The sequence below is a fragment of the Sphingomonas sp. TZW2008 genome (genome assembly GCF_002117915.1).
Lineage (GTDB): Bacteria > Pseudomonadota > Alphaproteobacteria > Sphingomonadales > Sphingomonadaceae > Sphingomonas.
Genome location: NZ_BDJB01000001.1, coordinates 176,871 through 192,849 on the forward strand (window position 1 = coordinate 176,871; position 15,979 = coordinate 192,849).

A 15,979-nucleotide genomic window follows, 5' to 3' on the forward strand; every position below is an offset into this window, starting at 1 on the left:
TGTCTCTGCTTACTCGGCGACCACCTTGGCCTTGCCGCCCTTGCGCTTCGGCTTCTTGGGCGCCGCGCCGACGATCTCGAACGTCAGCGCATTGTCCTTGAGCTTCACGACCACCTCGCCGCCATGGACGAGCTTGCCGAACAGCAGCTCCTCGGCCAGCGGCTGCTTGATCTTCTCCTGGATCAGGCGGCCCATCGGGCGCGCGCCGTAGAGCTTGTCATAGCCCTTGGCGGTGAGCCACTGGCGTGCCTCGTCATCGAGCTTGATGTGGACGTCGCGGTCCGCCAGCTGCAATTCGAGCTGGAGGATGAACTTGTCCACCACGCGCGCGACCACGTCGGTCGGCAGGTAGCTGAACGGCACGATCGCATCGAGACGGTTGCGGAACTCGGGCGTGAACAGCTTCTGCACCGCCTGCTCGTCCTCACCCTCGCGGGAGAGATTGCCGAAGCCAAGCGTCTCGCGCGCCATGTCGCTCGCGCCCGCATTGGTCGTCATGATCAGGATGACGTTGCGGAAATCGACCGTCTTGCCGTGCTGATCGGTCAGCCGCCCGTTATCCATCACCTGCAAGAGGATGTTGAACAGGTCGGGATGCGCCTTCTCGATCTCGTCGAGCAGCAGCACGCAATGCGGGTTCTGGTCGACCGCGTCGGTCAGCAGGCCGCCCTGGTCGAAGCCGACATAGCCCGGCGGGGCACCGATCAGCCGCGAGACCGAGTGGCGCTCCATATACTCCGACATGTCGAACCGCTGAAGCGGGATGCCCATGATCGTGGCGAGCTGCTTGGCGACTTCGGTCTTGCCGACGCCGGTCGGCCCGGTGAACAGATAGTTGCCGATCGGCTTCTCGGGATCGCGCAGCCCCGCACGGCTGAGCTTGATCGCGGAAGCCAGGTTCTCGATCGCCTTGTTCTGCCCGAACACGACGCGCTTCAGATCGGTCTCGAGATGCTCGAGCACGCGCTTGTCGTCGGTCGACACGCTCTTCGGCGGGATGCGCGCCATCGTCGCGATCACCTGCTCGATCTCCTTGGGGGTGATCGTCTTCTTGCGTTTGTTGGGCGCCACCAGCATCTGCATCGCGCCGACTTCGTCGATCACGTCGATCGCCTTGTCCGGCAGCTTGCGGTCATTGATGTAGCGCGCGCTGAGCTCCACCGCCGACTTGATCGCGTCGGGCGTGTACTTGACGTCATGGTGGCTCTCGAACGCCGAGCGCAGCCCGGCGAGGATCTTGATCGTATCCTCGATCGTCGGCTCGTTGACGTCGATCTTCTGGAACCGGCGCAGCAGCGCACGATCCTTCTCGAAATGGTTGCGGAACTCCTTGTAGGTGGTCGATCCGATGCAGCGGATCGTGCCGCCCGACAGCGCGGGCTTGAGGAGGTTCGACGCGTCCATCGCGCCGCCGCTCGTCGCGCCGGCACCGATTACGGTGTGGATCTCGTCAATGAACAGCACCGCGTGCGGCAGCTTCTCAAGCTCGTTGACGACCTGCTTCAGCCGCTCCTCGAAATCACCGCGATAGCGCGTGCCGGCGAGCAGCGCGCCCATGTCGAGCGAGTAGATCACCGCGGGCTTGAGCACGTCGGGCACGTCGCCCTCGACGATCTTGCGCGCGAGCCCTTCCGCGATCGCGGTCTTGCCGACGCCGGGATCGCCCACGTAGAGCGGGTTGTTCTTGGAACGGCGGCACAGGATCTGGATCGTGCGATCGACCTCCGGCCCGCGCCCGATCAGCGGATCGACCTTGCCGTTCTTCGCCTTCTCGTTGAGATCGACGGTGAACTGCTTGAGCGCGCTCTCGCCCTTGGCCTTGTCGGCGGGCTTCTTCTCTTCCTTATCCTCGGCGCCCTTGGGCCCGGTCGACGCCTCGGGGGCAGACACGCCCTTGCCGACGCCGTGGCTGATGAAGCTGACGGCATCGAGCCGGCTCATGTCCTGCTGCTGCAGGAAATAGACGGCGTAGCTCTCACGCTCGGAGAAGAGCGCGACGAGGACGTTGGCGCCCGTCACCTCGTCGCGGCCGGACGACTGGACGTGCAGGATCGCGCGCTGGACGACGCGCTGGAAGCCGCTGGTGGGCGAGGGGTCGGTCTGCTGATCGACCTTCAGCGCGCCGAGCTCGGTATCGAGATAGTGCGCGACGGTATTCTTGAGCTCGCCGAGATCGACGCCGCACGCCGTCATCACCTGGCTCGCATGCTCGTCGTCGACGAGCGCGAAGAGCAGGTGCTCAAGCGTTGCATATTCGTGGCGCCGCGAAGACGCTGCCTCGAGCGCCTTGTGCAGCGTGGTCTCGAGAGCGCTGGCAAAGGATGGCATTCAGGATACTCCAGGCGGGCCGTGGACAAGTGTCCGGCCCTTGAACGCAATGTCGTGATTGGTGGGCCCGGCATCAAGCGCCCGGGGCGACGCACGATCGCGAGCGGTACGCCGCTCAGGCCGTGCGGCGGCGATCATGCTCGTGCCCGCCGCGTCATCGAAGCCCGTCTCGCGGCGGCCGCGCTGATCGCGTCGCGCCGGATCATCGCTTGAACAGCGCGTCCGCGCTGGCGCGGTGATCGACGGCGAACGCGATCTTGGCGCGCGAGCGGGCGATCTCGCCCTCCAACGCCGCGATCCGCGCCTCCAGCTCGGCGACCGAGAGGCGATCGAGATCCTCGCGCAGCAGCGCGGGTAGGGGATCGTCGGGCCGGGACCCAAGGATATCATCCAGATCCATGTGATGTATCGTTGACCGCTGCAGGTGCGAAGTCAATAAGGCGCGCGCCGAACGGCTGGAAGGGAAACCGGCAGGCGGCAAGGGGGCGGCGATGCACGACATACCGAAGACGATGCTGGCGATCGATCCCGCGGCCCCGGGCGAGCCCGAGGTGCTGGTGCCCGTCGAGCGCGCGGTGCCCGTCCCTGGCCCCGGCGAGGTGCTCGTCCGCGTTGCCGCCGCGGGGGTCAACCGGCCCGACGTGCTCCAGCGCAAGGGCGGCTATCCGCCGCCGCCGGGTGCGCCGTCGATCCTCGGGCTCGAATTCGCCGGCCAGGTTGTCGCGGTGGGCGACGACGTCGGCGAGGAGATGATCGGCCAGAATGTCTGCGCGCTCGTCGCCGGCGGCGCCTATGCGCAATATGCCGTCGCGCCCGCCGGCCAGTGCCTGCCCGTGCCCGCCGGCCTGTCGATGGCGGAAGCGGCGGCGATACCCGAGACGCTGTTCACCGTGTGGACCAACCTGTTCGAGCGCGCCTTTGCGGTGGAGGGCGATACCGTGCTGGTCCACGGCGGCACAAGCGGCATCGGTACGATGGCGATCGCGCTCGCCAACATCTTTGGGCTGACGATCATCGTCACCGCCGGCTCGGACGAGAAATGCGCGGCGGCCAGGGCGCTCGGCGCCGATCACGCGATCAACTACAAGAGCGAGGATTTCGTCGCACGCGTCGCCGAGATCACGGGGGGCAAGGGCTGCGCCGCGGTGCTCGACATGGTCGGCGGCGACTATGTCGCGCGCAACCTCAAATGCCTCGCCGACGATGGCCGCCACGTGTCGATCGCGGTGCAGGGCGGCGCGATGGCGACGATCCCGGTGTTCGAGGTGATGCGTCGCCGGCTGACGCTGACCGGCTCGACGCTGCGCGCGCGCGACCTCGGCTTCAAGTCGATGGTCGCCGACGAACTTGCGCGCACCGTCTGGCCGCACGTCGAGGCGGGCAAGCTCAAGCCGGTGATGGACAAGGCGTTCCCGCTGGCGGAGGCGGCTGCCGCCCATGCCCGGATGGAGGCCGGCGACCACGTCGGCAAGATCGTGCTGACGATGCAGTAATCGCGGGCGGCGGGGAGGCGGCGGCGGTGACCGAATACGTGCTTCACGAGGATCCCGCGTCGGGCAATTGCTACAAGATCCGCCTCGTCGCCGCGCACCTCGGCATTCCGCTCCAGCGCCGACGGTACGACATCCGGCGCGGCGAGACGCGCACGCCGGCGTTCCTCGCCGAAGTCGACGCCGGCGGGCGCATTCCGGTGCTGCAGATCGGCGCGCGCTTCCTGCCCGAGAGCAACGCCGCCTGCGCCTACCTTGCGTCCGGCAGCGCGCTGATCCCTTCGGACCGCTTCGATCACGCCGACATGCTGCGCTGGCTGTTCTGGGAGCAATATAGCCACGAGCCCAATATCGCGACGCTGCGCTTCTGGCGGCGGTACCTGGGCGAAGCATCGCTCGCCCCCGCGCAGACGGCGCTGATCCCCGGCAAGCAGGCCGCGGGCGAGGCCGCACTCGCGCTGATGGCGCGGCATCTCGAGACGCGGGACTGGCTGGCGGCAGGCACGCTGACGCTCGCCGACCTCGTGCTCTACGCCTACACGCATCTGGCGGGCGAGGGCGGGTTCGATCTCGCCGCCTATCCCGCGGTGGAGCGCTGGCTCGCGCGCGTCGCCGCCATGCCGGGCCATATCCGCTTCGACGACTGACGCCGAACCGTCACGCAATCGAGACCGCGGCGTCATCGCGCTGTGATCGCGGCGTCACACGCGCACGCTATCGCCCGGCGGCAGGGAGAGCCTGCCATGCCGAAGCCCGCCTCGCTCGCTGCCGTTTCCTTGGGTGACGTCGCCGACCTCGCCGATTTCGCGCAATCGCGCCCGCATCTGCCCGAGCGCATCGTCGAGCGGACGCGCTACCGCACGATCTGGATCAGCGACGTCCACCTCGGCACGCGCGGCTGCAACGCGGACATGCTGGTCGACTTCCTCGATCACGTCGACAGCGACACGATGTACCTCGTCGGCGACATCGTCGACGGGTGGCGGCTGCGGCGCAAATTCTACTGGCCCGCCGCGCACAACGACGTCGTCTGGCGGCTGCTGCGCCGCGCCGGTCGGGGCACGCGGATGATCTTCATTCCGGGTAATCACGACGAGGCGTTTCGCCAGTTCTGCGGGCTCGATTTCGGCGGCATCGCGATCCGCCGCAACGCGGTGCACGAGACGGCGGACGGCCGCCGTCTGCTCGTGCTGCATGGCGACGAATTCGACGCGATCACGCTCGCGCATCGCTGGCTCGCGCACGTCGGCGACCATGCCTACACGCTGCTGATGGCGGCCAACCGGCTCGTCAACGCCGCACGCCGGCGGATGGGCATGCCCTATTGGTCGCTGAGCAAGCACGCCAAGGCGCGCGTGAAGAATGCCGTCGCCTTCATCTCGCGCTTCGAGGAGATCGTCGCGGAGGCGGCGGGCGCGCGCGGGGTCGACGGCGTCGTGTGCGGCCATATCCACACCGCCGAGATGCGCGAGATCGGCGGCGTCGCCTATTACAACGACGGCGACTGGGTGGAGAGCGCGACCGCGCTGGTCGAGCATCTCGACGGGCGGATGGAGATCCTCCACTGGGCCGACGTGATCGCGGGCCGCGAGCGCCCTGCGCCGCTCGCGCTTGCGGCCTGAGGCTATGCGTATAGCGATCGTCACCGACGCCTGGGCACCGCAGGTCAACGGCGTCGTGCGCACGCTCGAATCGGTCATCGCCGAGCTCGACGCGATGGGCCACCAGATGCTGGTTGTCGCGCCCGACGCGTTCCGCTCGCTGCCGTGTCCGACCTATCCCGAGATCCGCCTGGCGATCGCCGGCCGGGCGGCGGTGGGGCGCCGAATCGCCGATTTCCGCGCGGAGGCGGTGCATATCGCCACCGAAGGCCCGCTCGGGCTCGCCGCGCGGCGCTGGTGCCTCGATCGGCGCCGCCCGTTCACCACCGCCTACCACACGCAGTTCCCGGATTACGTCGCCGCACGCACCGGCGCCGACCCCGCATGGGTGTGGCGCTTCATCCGCTGGTTTCACCAGCCCGCCGACGCCGTCCTCGTCTCCACCCCGACGATCCGGCGCACGCTAAGCGAGCACGGCATCGCGCACACCCGCCACTGGAGCCGCGGCGTCGCGGCGACGTTCGCGCCGGACGGCGAAGTCGATCCCGCAGTCGCCGCGTTGCCCGGCCCGATCATGCTCTACGTCGGCCGCGTCGCCGTGGAGAAGAATATCGAGGCGTTCCTCCGCGCGCCGTGCGCGGGGAGCAAGGTCGTCGTCGGCGACGGGCCTGCGCTGTCGGGGCTGCGCCAGCGCTTCCCCGACGTGCACTTCCTCGGCCCGCGCTTCGGCGAGCACCTTGCCGCCTGCTATCGCGCGGCCGACGTGCTCGTCTTCCCCAGTCGCACCGATACCTTCGGGCTGGTGATGATCGAGGCACTCGCCTGCGGCACGCCCGTCGCGGCCTATCCGGTGCCGGGCCCGCTTGACGTGCTGACGCCCGGCGTCGGCGCGATGGAAGCGGATCTCGCCGTAGCGATCGCCGCCGCGCTGCCGCTCGATCGCGTCGCCTGCGCGCGCGTGGGCGCGCGCTACACGTGGCGTGCAAGCGCGCAGCAGTTCCTCAGCGCGCTCCACCCGATCGATCTGCCGTACGCCGCCTGACGCAAGGACGCTTGCCCTCGGCGGATGCGCGCATTAAGTCGCGGCAGGTTAAGCGGCCGCTCCGGTAAGGGGCGGCCCTATTTGTTTCTACCGAAAGGCTTTTCGCATGGCACAGCCGCTCATGCCCCACGCGACCGCGTCGTGGATGGTCGACAACACGTCGCTCACCTTCGAACAGATCGCCGAATTCTGCGGCCTCCACATCCTCGAGGTGCAGGCGATCGCCGACGATACCGCCGCGACCAAGCTCACCGGCCGCGATCCCGTGCGCACGCACGAGGTGACGCAGGAGGAGATCGACAAGGGCCAGGCCGATCCGAGCTACCGCCTGAAGATCACCAAGGGCCCCGAGCAGGTCCGCCGAACCAAGGGCCCGCGCTACACGCCGGTGTCGAAGCGGCAGGACAAGCCCGACGGCATCGCCTGGATCATCCGCAACCACCCGGAGATCTCCGATGGCGCGATCTCCAACCTGATCGGCACGACGCGCACGACGATCGCTGCGATTCGCGACCGCTCGCACTGGAACATCAGCAACATCACGCCGAAGGATCCGGTGACGCTCGGCCTCACCACGCAGCGCGAGCTTGACGCCGCGGTGTCGAAGGCGGCGAAGAACGCTGGCGTCGAGGCGCCGGTCGACACGCGTCTGGATGGTGATCGCGAGGCGCTGATCGAGCAGCTGCGCGCCGAGCGCGAGCAGGCGGCGCGCGATGCCGAGCTGGCGGGCGAGGAGGGCGTCGCCCCCAAGCCGTTCTTCGACGAGCCCTTCCGCCGCTGATCGGTCGCTGCACGACGGTTTCGGATCGGGCGTCGCACTGCCGGTGGCCGCCCGCCGAATTCGCTCGACGTAACGAATGTTATGCTGATACCCCCGCGGCATGGCGACGGCATATCAACGCACGCTGATCGGGGATGAGGGGCTGACGCCCACCAGCTGGGCCGGTCTGACCTTTCCGTTCGGCGATCGCGGGCCGCAGCCGGGTGAGTTGCTGACGGTGATGGACGGCGTGCGCTGGTGGCGGGTGCCGATGTCGGGCCCGCTGAAGCACGTCAACGGCCTGATCCTCGACGACGGCGACGCGCTGCTCGCGATCGATACCGGCACCGCCAGTCCGCGGACGACCGAGGCGTGGCGCGCGATCCTCGACGGGCCGCTTGCTGGCGAGCGCGTCGGGCGCATCCTGTGCACGCACATGCATCCCGATCACGTCGGGCTCGCCGGCTGGCTGTCGCGCCGCTTCGACGATGCCGGGATCGTGATGACGCGCACCGAATGGCTGATGGTCCGTATGCTCGCCGCCGACGCGCGGCCCGAAGTGCCCGAGGAGCAGCTCGATTTCTGGCGCGGCGCCGGCTGGGACGAGGAGCAGGTCGCGCGCGGCGCCGGGCGCGGTTGGTCCAATTTCGGCAAGATGATCGCGCGCATGCCGCTCACCTACACGCGCATCCAGGACGGCGAGGTGATGCGCATCGGCGGCAGCGACTGGCACGTCGTCACCGGCAACGGCCATAGCCCCGAACACGCCTGCCTCGTCGACTATGACCGCCGCGTGCTGATCGCGGGCGATCAGGTGCTGCCCAAGATCAGCTCCAACATCTCGGTCCACGTCAGCCAGACCAACGACGATCCGCTCGGCGACTGGCTCACCTCGATCGCCAAGTTCAAGACGCTGCCGGAGGATCTGCTCGTCCTCCCCGGCCACGGCGATCCCTTCTATGGCCTCCACACCCGGCTCGACGCGCTGCGCGACGAGCATATCGATCGGCTGGACGCGATCGTCGACCTGATGGGCGAGGGCCCGGTGCGCGCGGTGGATTGCTTCAAGGTGCTGTTCCGCCGCCCGATCGGCCCCGACGTGATCGGCATGGCGACGGGCGAATCGCTCGCGCACCTGCGCCGCCTAGAGGTCGAGGGCCGCGCGGTGCGCGAGGTGAAGGACGGCGTGTGGTGGTTCGGTCGCGCCTGACGCCTCGCTGACGCTGCCGCCCCGGACAATCCCGGGGCGGGCGTTGGATCGATCCGCCGCGGCTCAGTGCCTGAAGTGGCGCATCCCGGTGAACACCATCGCCAACCCTGCCTCGTCGGCCGCCGCGATCACCTCGGCATCGCGGATCGAGCCGCCCGGCTGGATCACCGCCGTCGCACCCGCCTCGACCGCCGCCATCAGGCCGTCGGCGAAGGGGAAGAACGCGTCAGAGGCGACCGCCGAGCCGATCGTGCGCGGCTGGCCCCAGCCCGCCTTGTCCGCCGCGTCCTTCGCCTTCCACGCCGCGATCCGCGCCGATTCGAGCCGGTTCATCTGCCCCGCGCCGACGCCCGCGGTGCTGCCGTCCTTGGCATAGACGATCGCGTTCGACTTGACGTGCTTCGCTACCGTCCAGGCGAAGCGGCAGTCGGCCATTTCCTGCGGCGTCGGCTGGCGCTTGGTCACCACCTTGAGCATGTCGTCCGACAGTACGCCATTGTCGCGTGACTGGACCAGCCAGCCGCCGGCGATCGTCTTCGCTGTCAGTCCGCCGCGCGCCGGATCGGGCAGGCTGCCGGTCAGCAGAAGGCGCAGGTTCTTCTTCGCCGCGAACAGCGCGATCGCTTCCTCGTCGGCGTCGGGCGCGACGACGACTTCGGTGAAGATGCCGGTGATCGCGCGTGCCGTTGCCGCATCGAGCGTCCGGTTGAGCGCGATGATTCCGCCGAACGCCGACACGGTGTCGCACGCGAACGCCGCCTCATACGCCTCCGCCAGCGATGCCCCGCTCGCGACACCGCACGGGTTGGCGTGCTTGACGATGACGCACGTCGGGCCCGCGTTGCGGAACTCGCTCACCAGCTCGAGCGCGGCATCGGCATCGTTTAGATTGTTGTACGACAGCTCCTTGCCCTGCACCTGCCGTGCCTGCCCGATGCCCGGCGTCGCGGGGCCGGCGTGGCGGTAGAAGGCCGCCTGCTGGTGCGGGTTCTCGCCGTAGCGCAGCACGCTCGGCGCCTGGAGCACGAAGGGCAGCGTCGCGGGGAAGCGCTCGCCCTGGTCGGCGAAGCCGAACCAGCTCGCGATCATCGCATCGTAGGTCGCGGTCGCCGCGAACGCCTTCGCGGCGAGCCGCTTGCGCTCGTCTAGCGTCGTCTCGCCGCGCGCGATGATCGCATAATCGGCGGGATCGGTGACGATCGCAACGTAGGCGTGGTTCTTCGCTGCCGAGCGCACCATGCTCGGCCCGCCGATGTCGATGTTCTCGATCACCTCGGGCCGCTCGGCGCCCTTCGCCACCGTCTGCGCGAAGGGATAGAGGTTGACGACGACGAGGTCGATCGCGCCGATCTGATGCTCCGCCATCGCCGCGGCGTGCGCCGGATCGTCGCGTACCGCCAGCAGCCCGCCGTGAACCATCGGGTGCAACGTCTTGACGCGCCCGTCCATCATCTCGGGGAAGCCGGTGAGTTCGGATACGTCGCGCACGTTCAGCCCGGCGTCGCGCAGCGCCTTCGCGGTGCCCCCGGTCGACACCAGCTCGACCCCGCGCGAGGCGAGCGTTCGGGCAAGATCGACGACGCCGGTCTTGTCGGAAACGGAGAGCAACGCGCGCTTGATGGCGATCGTGGTCATGGGCGATCCTGTTGCGGCCGCGCGCCCCGCCGGTCGATCGGCAGCCTTGCGCGCTCGGGTGGAAAGAACGCCGCGGCCTTTACCCGTCAGCGCGCGCGCTTCAAGGCCCAGCCGACCGTCGCGCCCCCCGCCTCGGCGCTGCCGGCGATGACGAGCTGCTGCGTCGCGATCGGCCGCCCCTCGCCATCGATCCACAGACTGTCCTCGACCGCGAGCATCCCGCCGCGCGTCCGGAACTGCCAGATCGCGCCGCCGGGCACGCGCAATACCGCGCCGAGCCCGTCGGCGGTCGGCGAGGCTTCGACGCCCTGGCCGAGATGGAAGCGGATCGCGAACGGCGTCGCGCCCGGCTTGCGGCGCTTGCCCTTGGGCAGCAGCACGTCCTCGCCGCGCACTTCCTTGCCGTCTCCGGTCAGCACCAGCTGGCGGCGGTGGACGAAGCCGTGACGGCGCACGTAGCCATCGTGGCTCGCCTCGATCCGGCTCGCGCCCTCCGATTCCTGCCGCACGAGCTCGACTTCGGCGACGCCGCGACCGAGCGTGCCATCGGCGTGGATAGCGGTGGAATTGGTGTCCGCCAGCGTCAGTGTCGAATGCGCCGCGGTCGTGCGCAGCCCCTCGATCAGCTGCCTGGGCAGCCGCGCATCGGCCGCGCGCGCGCCGCCGCAATTGACGATGATGCGCGCGGGCCCGTCGGAGAGTTCAAACGCCAGCGTCGAGGCACAGCCACCGTCGACGACGCGCGCCACCGGCGGGGGTGCGGCATCGACGATCAGCACCGCGCCTGCCGCCGCGAGTCGCTGATAGCCCCAATCGCGAGCCTGGCGCAGCGGGCGCGTGCGGATGCCGCTCGCCGCGATCACCTGCGCCACGGCGTCGGCTGGCACCGGCCCGCCGCCCTGCCAGCTCGCCAGCCCGCGCTCGGCGTGGCAGCTGCCGAGCAGCGCGGGCACGATCCGCACCATCGCCTCGTGCGCGAAACCGGGCAGTTCGAGCCGCCGAGCGGCATAGCTCTCGCGCAGCATGACGAGGAGGGCGAGGAGATCGAGCAGCGATTCGGGGCAGCGGTTCACTACCCCGCCATCGTCGTGCAGCGCGCCGCCGATCGCGCGGCTCAGCCCCGCCTCGCCGAATGCGCGCCGCGGATCGCCGCCGGGGATCAGCAGCCCGGCCGCGATCACGCCGCACCACGCCGCCACCCGCGCAGGCCCGGCCAGCGCCTTGTCCGCGCTACGATCGATGTGCCGCGCGCCGCGCGCCAACGCGTTCAGCACCTTGGAGCGGTAGATGAGGTCGGTCGACGACAGGATCAGCGGCGCGTGCGCGGTCCAGAACAGGATCCGCCGCCCCCATAGATCGGGCCGCCACGCCGCCGCCGTCACCTTCTCGCCATGCGCCGCCAGCCAGCGTTCCATCAGCGATTCGGCGACCGGCGACGCTTGGACGCGGGTCGCGACGCTCGACAGGTCACGCAGCCAAGCGAAGCTGTGGAGATAGTCGGCGAACCCGGCGGACGGTGCTAGCGTGCGCAGATCCAGTCCCTCGATCGCGTGGCTCTCGCCGCGGAACTGGATGCGCCCGGCGAGCAGCGCCTGCCCGCGCGCGACGTCGCCGAATAGCGGATCGTCGGGCACGGCGATCAGCTTCAGCGGATAGCGGCCCTTCAGCCGCAGCTCGTGGATCGGGGTGCGCCACGTCAGCCGGTGGAAGCGATCGGTGAGGCGTTCGGCGAGCGACAGGCCCTTGTCGCCGCCGACGCGCATCAGCCGCTTGCCCTCGTCGATTCCGTCGGGGCTGGTATCGTGGTCCGCTTCGCTCATCCGCCGCGCAGCGCGCGGATGTTGGCGGCATAGGCATCGGGCCCGCCGCGGAAGGTGGCGGTGCCGGCGACGAGCGCGTCGGCCCCCGCGGCGATCGCGCGGACGGCAGTGTCGGCGTCGATCCCGCCGTCGACCTCCAGATCGATGTCGCGCCCGCTCGCGTCGATCATCTTGCGGATCGCGGTGATCTTCTTGAGCTGCCCGTCGAGGAAGCTCTGCCCGCCGAAGCCGGGGTTGACGCTCATCACCAGGACAAGATCGACCATGTCGATGAGGTAATCGAGCATCTTCGCCGGCGTTCCAGGATTCAGGACGACGCCGGCGCGCAGGCCCAGCGACTTGATGTGCTGGATTGAGCGATGGATATGCGGCCCCGCCTCGGGATGAACGGTGATCGTGTCCGCACCCGCCTCGGCAAAGGCATCGAGATAGCGGTCGACCGGCGAGATCATCAGGTGGACGTCGAACGGCTTGGCGGTGTGCGGGCGCAGCGCCTTCACCACTGCCGGGCCGATCGTGATGTTGGGGACGAAATGCCCGTCCATCACGTCGATATGGATCCAGTCCGCCCCCGCCGCGTCGATCGCGCGCACTTCCTCGCCCAACTTGGCGAAATCGGCGGACAGGATGGACGGAGCGATGCGGACGGGCTTCATAATCGCCTGCGTTAACAAGCGTTGCCGTCAGGCGGAAGCGCGCACGAGCCGGACGACGAAAAAGCCGTCGCACCCGCCCTGCGCCGCAAGCGTGCCGGGCAGCGTGCGCAGATAGCCGCCGTCCTGCGCGGCGAACCCCGCTGGCAGATCGCCCGCGGTTGGCGGATCGACGCGATAGTCGGGACGATCGGCGAGGAAGCGCGCGAGTTGATCCTCGCCCTCGGCGCGCTCGAGCGAGCAGGTGGCATAGACCAGCCGCCCGCCCGGCCGCACCCATTCGGCCGCGCGCGCGAGCAGCTGCGCCTGCAGCGCGGCCATGTCGGCGACGATCGCGGCGTGCGCGCGGTACAGCACGTCCGGATGGCGGCGAAAGATGCCCGTCGCGCTGCACGGTGCGTCGATCAGCAGCGCGTCGACCGGCGCGGGCGGCGCCCAGTGCAGCGCGTCGGCGATGACGACCTTGGCGGGCAAACCGGTGCGCGCCAGATTCTCGTGCAGCCGCGCCGCGCGCGCGGGCGACACCTCGAGCGCCGTCACGTTCCAGCCGGCGGCGGCGAGCTGCATCGTCTTGCCGCCGGGCGCGGCGCACAGGTCGATCGCCTCGCCGGGTCCGCGCCCAAGCAGCCGCGCCGGCAGCGACGCCGCGACGTCCTGCACCCACCAATTGCCCTCCGCATAGCCGGGAAGCTGCGTGACGGGGCCGGCGTCCACCAGCCGGCGCTGGTCGGGGGCGAGCGCCAGCCCGTCAGGCGCCAGCGCGTCGGAGTCGGCGAGCGTCAGATCGAGCGGGGGCGGCGCGGCGATCGCTGCCGCCGCCGCTGCAACCGCCGCTTCCCCCCACGCCATGCGCCACCGCTCCGCCACCGTCGGCGGCAATGTCGGCACGTCTGGCAGGGTTGCGCCGCCGCGCGTCAGCGATCCGAACACGCCGTGGACCAGCTTGCGCGGCCCACCGTCGACCAGCGGCAGCACCGTTGCAATCGCCGCGTGCGGCGGGGTGCCGAGCGCCAGCGTCTGGACCAGCGCGATGCGCAGCGCGGTGCGCGCCTTGGCGTCGTCGGGCAGCCGCTGCCGGGTCGCGCTGTCGATCAGCGCGTCGAGATCCGGCAGGCGGCGCAGCGCCTCCGCGGCGATCGCGTGCGCCAGCCCACGGTCGTTCGCCTCGGCGAGGTCACGCGTCGCGGCGGGCAGCGCGGCCTCCAGCGGATCGCCGCGGCGCAGCACCGCGTCGAGCAGCCGCATCGCCGCGCGGCGTGCCGGCATGCCCGGCGGATCAGCCGGGCGGCGGTTGGGCGTGGCGGGGCGGGGGTTGGCGGGGGCAGGCATCGGCCCCATGTGGCGGGTGAACGCCGCAACCGGAAGAGCCGATGTCGAAGCGCCCCGCCCATGTGAAGCCGCCGGCCTATCTCACGCCCAACACGCCGATGCCCAAACCCGAGCCGGTGAAGCGGCCCGAGCACGATCCGCTTGGGCGCGATCCCGTGCGCTACGGCGATTGGGAAAAGAAGGGCATCGCGATCGATTTCTGATCTGAATCAGCACGCCCCCGGAACGATCCTGACAGGCGGGCGTCTCTCGGCGATGCTACGCTTCTTCGCCGACCGCCGCATCCGCATCGCGGCGGCCATCGTGGCGTTCCTGCTGGCCGCGCTGCCGCTGCTGCTCGCCGCCTTTCCGTATGGCGTACTGAAGGGCGTGATCGAGGATCGGCTGAGCGAGCGGTTCGGGCGCCCCATCACGATCGGCCGGATGGAGCGCGTCGACCGCTTCGGCTTCTCTCCCGTGATCGCGCTCGGCGACGTCCGCGTGCCCGGGCCGGCGTGGACCGGCAAGACCGATCTGGCGCGCGTTGCGACCATGCGAATCGGCTTCGGCGCGCTGTCACTCCTCAAGGGCGATCTCGCGCTGCACGACGTGACGATCACGGGTGCGCGGCTACACCTGATCCGCACCGCCGACGGGCGCGAGAACTGGCGCGGCAGCGAGCGGCGCGGCGGCGCAGGCGGCGGCAACCTCGCCGCGCTCGTCGTGCGCGATTCGCGGCTGGTGTACGAGGATGCGAAGCAGCGCCGCAGCTTCGATCTCGCGCTCGTCTCCGATGCCGCGCGCGGGCTCCGGCTGGCGGGCAGCGGCATGGTGCGCGGTACGCCGGTGCGTCTCGCCGTCCGCACGCCGGCGATATCCGACCGCCGCGTCATTCCCTGGCCGTTCGACGCGCGACTCGCCGGAGAAGGGCTGTCGATGCACGCCACCGGCACGATGGCATCGCCGCTCGATACCGATGACATGACGCTCGACGTTACCGCCGAGGCGGCCGACTTGAAGCTGATCGATGCGATCATCGAGGCCGGGCTGTTCCGCACGCAGCCGGTCGTCCTGTCGGCGTACGTCCGCCGCAAGCCCGGCCAGTGGCTGATCGACCGGCTCGACGGCCGCATCGGGCGCTCCGACCTGTCGGGCCGGCTCACCGTCGACAAGACCGGTGAGCGCGCGAAGATCGACGGTACGTTCACGTCCCGGCAGCTCGATTTCGCCGATTTCAGCTCGGACGAAGGCCTTGCGCGCGGCGCGGCGAAGGAACGCGCGATCGGCCCGCGCGTCGTGCCCGAAACCAAGCTCAACCTTGCCAAGATCGGGTCGACCGATGGGCGCATTGCCTTCCGCATCGCGCGGATCGTCAGCCGCGACGGCCCGTCGTCGCTGACGGCGATGCGCGGTACGCTGACGCTCGACCGGCGGCGGCTGACGATCAGCCCGCTGACGATCGCGATGCGCAAGGGGCGGATCACTGGCGACGTGCTGGTCGATCAACGCGACGGTGCGCCGGAGCCGCGCGTCCGGCTCGATCTGCGTCTCGTCGACAGCAGCATCGCCGCGCTCGGCGGCGGTGGCGGCTCGGTCACCGGCAGGGTCGACGGGCGCGCACTACTCACCGGGCGCGGGAGCACGCTGCGCGAGGTCGTCGGCCGATCGGACGGCCGCATCGGCCTCGTTGCGCGCGATGGTGCGCTACCGGCGGAGATTGCGGCCGCGCTCGGTTTCGATGCGGGCCGCGCGCTGCTCGCAAGCCACGACGATCGCGCCGCGTTGCGCTGCGTCGTCGTCGGGTTCGCGATGCGCGGCGGGACGGGCCGTTCGCGGACGTTCGTGGTCGATACCTCGCAGAGCCGGCTCGACGGCAGCGGCACGATCACCTTTCCAAGCGAAGCGCTCGCGATCCGGCTGACGGGCGCACCCAAGCAGAACGCCATCCTTCGCCTGCCGGGATCGGCGACGATGACGGGCACGATCAGCGAGCCCGACATCGTCGTCCCGCGCGAGGTGAAGTCTGCCGGCAACATCTTCAAAGCGATCGGCCGCGCGATCACTGGCCGGCAGGGCCCGGTCGCCGCCGACGCCGATTGCGGGCCGCTTGCAGCGCGCGTGCTTCGGTGAAC

14 protein-coding genes are annotated in these 15,979 nt (G+C 69.9%); 8 read left to right on the top strand and 6 right to left on the bottom strand.

What is annotated here, in order from left to right:
- Positions 1–9 precede the first annotated feature (9 nt).
- Positions 10–2,328, bottom strand: coding sequence for an ATP-dependent Clp protease ATP-binding subunit ClpA (gene clpA / locus B7L05_RS00870; protein WP_085808320.1), 2,319 nt, complete (start codon positions 2,326–2,328; stop codon positions 10–12).
- Positions 2,329–2,530: 202 nt separating this feature from the next.
- Positions 2,531–2,728 carry a DUF1192 domain-containing protein gene (locus tag B7L05_RS00880; RefSeq protein ID WP_085808322.1) on the bottom strand — a complete coding sequence of 66 codons (198 nt, stop codon included), beginning with the start codon at positions 2,726–2,728 and terminating at the stop codon, positions 2,531–2,533.
- 91 nt (positions 2,729–2,819) lie between these two features.
- On the opposite strand from B7L05_RS00880, the gene B7L05_RS00885 reads away from it, so the two are divergent.
- From B7L05_RS00885 to B7L05_RS00910, 6 genes are all read left to right on the top strand, one after another.
- Complete coding sequence (locus B7L05_RS00885) at positions 2,820–3,821, top strand: NAD(P)H-quinone oxidoreductase (RefSeq protein WP_179187078.1); 1,002 nt, start codon at positions 2,820–2,822, stop codon at positions 3,819–3,821.
- Between the two features lie 26 nt (positions 3,822–3,847).
- Positions 3,848–4,465 (top strand): glutathione S-transferase family protein, encoded by a 618-nt coding sequence (locus B7L05_RS00890; RefSeq protein WP_085808323.1) that lies wholly within the window; start codon positions 3,848–3,850, stop codon positions 4,463–4,465.
- A 96-nt stretch (positions 4,466–4,561) separates the two neighbouring features.
- Complete coding sequence (locus B7L05_RS00895) at positions 4,562–5,440, top strand: UDP-2,3-diacylglucosamine diphosphatase (RefSeq protein WP_085808324.1); 879 nt, start codon at positions 4,562–4,564, stop codon at positions 5,438–5,440.
- 4 nt (positions 5,441–5,444) lie between these two features.
- Positions 5,445–6,461: a glycosyltransferase family 1 protein gene (locus tag B7L05_RS00900; protein WP_085808325.1), complete on the top strand. Its 1,017-nt coding sequence runs from the start codon at positions 5,445–5,447 to the stop codon at positions 6,459–6,461.
- A gap of 106 nt (positions 6,462–6,567) precedes the next feature.
- A complete protein-coding gene (locus B7L05_RS00905) occupies positions 6,568–7,242 on the top strand; it encodes a DUF1013 domain-containing protein (RefSeq protein ID WP_085808326.1) in 675 nt (224 codons plus the stop codon).
- A 100-nt stretch (positions 7,243–7,342) separates the two neighbouring features.
- Positions 7,343–8,431: an MBL fold metallo-hydrolase gene (locus tag B7L05_RS00910; RefSeq protein ID WP_085808327.1), complete on the top strand. Its 1,089-nt coding sequence runs from the start codon at positions 7,343–7,345 to the stop codon at positions 8,429–8,431.
- A 63-nt stretch (positions 8,432–8,494) separates the two neighbouring features.
- Here B7L05_RS00910 and purH read toward each other — a convergent pair whose 3' ends face one another.
- The 4 genes from purH to B7L05_RS00930 form a co-directional block, all read right to left on the bottom strand.
- A complete protein-coding gene (purH, locus tag B7L05_RS00915) occupies positions 8,495–10,066 on the bottom strand; it encodes a bifunctional phosphoribosylaminoimidazolecarboxamide formyltransferase/IMP cyclohydrolase (protein WP_085808328.1) in 1,572 nt (523 codons plus the stop codon).
- Positions 10,067–10,152: 86 nt separating this feature from the next.
- Positions 10,153–11,886, bottom strand: a complete 1,734-nt coding sequence (locus B7L05_RS00920; protein WP_085808329.1) for a heparinase II/III family protein — start codon at positions 11,884–11,886, stop codon at positions 10,153–10,155.
- Entirely contained in the window at positions 11,883–12,542 is a 660-nt protein-coding gene (rpe, locus tag B7L05_RS00925) for a ribulose-phosphate 3-epimerase (protein WP_085808330.1), read from the bottom strand. Before rpe ends, B7L05_RS00920 begins: the two co-directional genes overlap by 4 nt.
- A gap of 27 nt (positions 12,543–12,569) precedes the next feature.
- Positions 12,570–13,868: an RsmB/NOP family class I SAM-dependent RNA methyltransferase gene (locus B7L05_RS00930; RefSeq protein ID WP_085808424.1), complete on the bottom strand. Its 1,299-nt coding sequence runs from the start codon at positions 13,866–13,868 to the stop codon at positions 12,570–12,572.
- A gap of 41 nt (positions 13,869–13,909) precedes the next feature.
- Between B7L05_RS00930 and B7L05_RS00935 the strand changes: the two genes are divergently transcribed.
- Positions 13,910–14,071, top strand: a complete 162-nt coding sequence (locus B7L05_RS00935; RefSeq protein WP_085808331.1) for a DUF1674 domain-containing protein — start codon at positions 13,910–13,912, stop codon at positions 14,069–14,071.
- 52 nt (positions 14,072–14,123) lie between these two features.
- Positions 14,124–15,977 carry an AsmA family protein gene (locus tag B7L05_RS00940; protein WP_085808332.1) on the top strand — a complete coding sequence of 618 codons (1,854 nt, stop codon included), beginning with the start codon at positions 14,124–14,126 and terminating at the stop codon, positions 15,975–15,977.
- Positions 15,978–15,979: the final 2 nt, after the last annotated feature.

What these genes read in the sequence shown, in the direction of transcription:
- clpA (WP_085808320.1), bottom strand. Translation starts at nt 2,328, where the DNA reads ATGCCATCCTTTGCCAGCGCTCTCGAGACCACGCTGCACAAGGCGCTC.
- B7L05_RS00880 (WP_085808322.1), bottom strand. Translation starts at nt 2,728, where the DNA reads ATGGATCTGGATGATATCCTTGGGTCCCGGCCCGACGATCCCCTACCC.
- B7L05_RS00885 (WP_179187078.1), top strand. Translation starts at nt 2,820, where the DNA reads ATGCACGACATACCGAAGACGATGCTGGCGATCGATCCCGCGGCCCCG.
- B7L05_RS00895 (WP_085808324.1), top strand. Translation starts at nt 4,562, where the DNA reads ATGCCGAAGCCCGCCTCGCTCGCTGCCGTTTCCTTGGGTGACGTCGCC.
- B7L05_RS00900 (WP_085808325.1), top strand. Translation starts at nt 5,445, where the DNA reads ATGCGTATAGCGATCGTCACCGACGCCTGGGCACCGCAGGTCAACGGC.
- B7L05_RS00905 (WP_085808326.1), top strand. Translation starts at nt 6,568, where the DNA reads ATGGCACAGCCGCTCATGCCCCACGCGACCGCGTCGTGGATGGTCGAC.
- B7L05_RS00910 (WP_085808327.1), top strand. Translation starts at nt 7,343, where the DNA reads ATGGCGACGGCATATCAACGCACGCTGATCGGGGATGAGGGGCTGACG.
- purH (WP_085808328.1), bottom strand. Translation starts at nt 10,066, where the DNA reads ATGACCACGATCGCCATCAAGCGCGCGTTGCTCTCCGTTTCCGACAAG.
- B7L05_RS00920 (WP_085808329.1), bottom strand. Translation starts at nt 11,886, where the DNA reads ATGAGCGAAGCGGACCACGATACCAGCCCCGACGGAATCGACGAGGGC.
- rpe (WP_085808330.1), bottom strand. Translation starts at nt 12,542, where the DNA reads ATGAAGCCCGTCCGCATCGCTCCGTCCATCCTGTCCGCCGATTTCGCC.
- B7L05_RS00930 (WP_085808424.1), bottom strand. Translation starts at nt 13,868, where the DNA reads ATGCCTGCCCCCGCCAACCCCCGCCCCGCCACGCCCAACCGCCGCCCG.
- B7L05_RS00935 (WP_085808331.1), top strand. Translation starts at nt 13,910, where the DNA reads ATGTCGAAGCGCCCCGCCCATGTGAAGCCGCCGGCCTATCTCACGCCC.
- B7L05_RS00940 (WP_085808332.1), top strand. Translation starts at nt 14,124, where the DNA reads ATGCTACGCTTCTTCGCCGACCGCCGCATCCGCATCGCGGCGGCCATC.